Annotated in this window: 4 protein-coding genes and 2 pseudogenes; 4 read left to right on the top strand and 2 right to left on the bottom strand. The window is 54.7% G+C overall.

The window, feature by feature from the left end:
- From ACPYOP_RS32800 to ACPYOP_RS32785, 4 genes are all read left to right on the top strand, one after another.
- Positions 1 to 437 (top strand): transposase (locus tag ACPYOP_RS32800; RefSeq protein WP_481414363.1); only part of this gene is annotated, 437 nt, incomplete at its 5' end.
- Between the two features lie 210 nt (positions 438 to 647).
- Complete coding sequence (locus ACPYOP_RS32795; RefSeq protein ID WP_481414362.1) at positions 648 to 1,100, top strand: IS110 family transposase; 453 nt, start codon at positions 648 to 650, stop codon at positions 1,098 to 1,100.
- Between the two features lie 171 nt (positions 1,101 to 1,271).
- Positions 1,272 to 1,553 carry a ribbon-helix-helix domain-containing protein gene (locus ACPYOP_RS32790; RefSeq protein WP_481414361.1) on the top strand — a complete coding sequence of 94 codons (282 nt, stop codon included), beginning with the start codon at positions 1,272 to 1,274 and terminating at the stop codon, positions 1,551 to 1,553.
- Positions 1,543 to 1,860 (top strand): type II toxin-antitoxin system RelE/ParE family toxin, encoded by a 318-nt coding sequence (locus ACPYOP_RS32785; protein ID WP_481414360.1) that lies wholly within the window; start codon positions 1,543 to 1,545, stop codon positions 1,858 to 1,860. The genes ACPYOP_RS32790 and ACPYOP_RS32785 overlap by 11 nt, the downstream gene beginning before the upstream one ends.
- Before the next feature lie 88 nt (positions 1,861 to 1,948).
- Here ACPYOP_RS32785 and ACPYOP_RS32780 read toward each other — a convergent pair.
- Positions 1,949 to 2,066, bottom strand: a pseudogene (locus ACPYOP_RS32780) (IS30 family transposase); the annotation flags it as partial.
- 193 nt (positions 2,067 to 2,259) lie between these two features.
- A pseudogene (locus tag ACPYOP_RS32775) lies at positions 2,260 to 2,393 on the bottom strand (VOC family protein); the annotation flags it as partial.

The following is a 2,393-nucleotide window of genomic DNA, read 5'->3' as shown; positions in this document are numbered from 1 at the left end:
ATATCCCCTCCGGCTCTCGCCGGGAAGCGCGGCCCCAGCCGAATGCTACACCACTCCCTGGGACGTCATCCTACCTTGCATCGTTGTTCAGTTGGTTCAACGACAATTTTTACGCTTATCCCGGAGTGATGCTTAGGCTTTCTTTTCGCGGTTTATGGTCGATGCTCACTTCGGTTAATCTCGGCTCCCACAAGTCGGTCGCCGTCCGCCAGATAGTCCGCAACGCCGGTGCGCGACTCTGGTACCTGCCGCCATACTCTCCCGACCTTCATCCGATCGAACAGGCCTTCGCCAAAATCAGGCACTGGATGCGCTTGGCTCACAAGCGAACCATTGATGATACTTGGCACCACATCGGACGCCTCATCGCAACCATCGAGCCCAGCGAATGCAGCAACTACTTCGCCAATGCCGGATATGCTTCCGTGAAAGCCTGAACCGCTTGTCTTATGACTTTTGCTGGCGAACAGGCGAAGAATGAACCGCTGCGAGAGGGTGCCGCCCTGCCTCAGCGGCGAGGGTGGGATCGTTGAAACGCGGACCGCTTGGCGGGTCGAACTAGAGTCGGATCGCCCTCGTCTTTCTCTTTGGTCCTGAACGGATACCCGCAGTTCAGCTCCGAATGACAAGCAGAGGACGAGCGAAAGATGACGAACGATACCATTGGCGTCGATATCTCGAAAGACCATCTCGACGCTCACCGGATGAGCGACGGCGCGAACCGCCGCTTCACCAACGACACTGTCGGCCACAGCGCTTTTATGGGTTGGCTCGGTCAAACCGAGACCATCCATGACATGCGCGTCGTCTACGAACCGACGGGGCCCTACCACCGGGCCTTCGAGCGCCGGCTGGACGTGGCGGGTGCAGCACTCGTCAAGATCAATCCGCGTCAGGCACGGCGCTTTGCTGAAACCACGGGCAAACTGGCCAAGACCGACCGGATGGACGCCGCAATGCTTGCCCGCATGGGAGCACTCCTCGAACTCGAAGCACGGCCGGTACGAAGCCCCGTCTTCAACGATCTCAAGGATTTGCACATGGCCCGCGAGGCGCTGGTCAAGAACCATACTGCGGCCAGAAACAGAGCAAAAAACTGACCTTGGCTGTCCTCAAGCGACACAACACCGAGCAGCTTTCCTGAGTAGCGACCGCCAGGGAGCCGGCTCGTTTCGAGCTACGCAAATGAATTTGCATTCTCCCGCAATTTTCTTGGCTCCATTGCTAGTTTGGTGGTAATCTTTCCCACCAGAAAGCTGAAGAGGGCAGTCATGTCTAACGTCTCGAAGGTCAGCATTGCAGTAACACCGCAGCAAGCTGAGCTTTTGCGTGATGCGGTCGAAAGCGGTGCTTATGCCAGCAGCAGCGAAATTGTGCGCGAAGCCATGCGTGACTGGTCTGCGAAATGGGCTAGCCGGAAGAACGATATTCAACATCTGCGCGAATTGTGGGCGCAGGGTAAAGCCAGTGGCGCCCCAAAGACTGTCGATTTCAACGCAACCCGCGAAAAAGCTCGTCAGAAACTGAACGCCGCTCGCAATCATGGTGGTTAAGCTCATTTGGTCGTCTCAAGCCGAGGACGACGTTATTAATATTTATGTGGAGATCGGTCTTCACCAATCAAAAGCCGCTGAACGTTATTATGAGCAATTTAGACAGAAAGTTGGTCTTTTGGTCGATCAACCGCGGCTTGGCCAGCGTCATCTCGAAATCGCGCCTACGGCGCGGATGCTAGTGGAAGCACCTTACGTCATTCTCTACGAGACGATTCCAGACACCGATCAGGGGCCAGTCGACACGATACAGATTGTACGAGTGGTCGATGGCCGGCGCGATTTGCGTAATCTTCTGAAAAGTTAAAGATCGCCCAGGCAGTTGATGTCGTAGTTCGTTTTGATTTACCTGCCTGTGAGTTCATGTTGAACCGCGACTTGCGGGTCGTCTCAAGTTATCCTGCGTTCCGCATTTGAGCGAGCAGCTTTTTGTAGAAGACTTCGGCGGGCGGTCGAAAGCCAAGGCATTTGCGCGGCGTCGGATGGGAGGTGGTTGCAGATCTCGATCAGATCTGCGTGTGAAACAGCACTAAAATGTAACCCCCACCATAAGATCAGATAACCAACTGAAAAAGAAGAGACATTGTGGTTTTGACTGGGACCCCAGGGACGCCGATTAGGACGCCATTAAATTTGCGGTTTTCTTTTTATTTTCAGCAGCGTTTCGCAGAAACCACCGGGGTTCCGTCTTGATGTTGTTTCACAGCTCCAGCGCGTTTCCGTCATGAATTGCAAAGCCGGTTTCAAAGAGCACGAAACTCCTGAAGTCCTTCAGGATCTTGAGACCCAGCAGCTCGCTATAGAAGGTCTTCGAGCGAGCGATGTCGCCGACGAAGGGAA

Source organism: Rhizobium sp. KNZ2-6A, from assembly GCF_056755475.1.
Note: the sequence above shows the minus strand (reverse complement) of the source record. Positions and strands in the feature narration are given on the sequence as shown.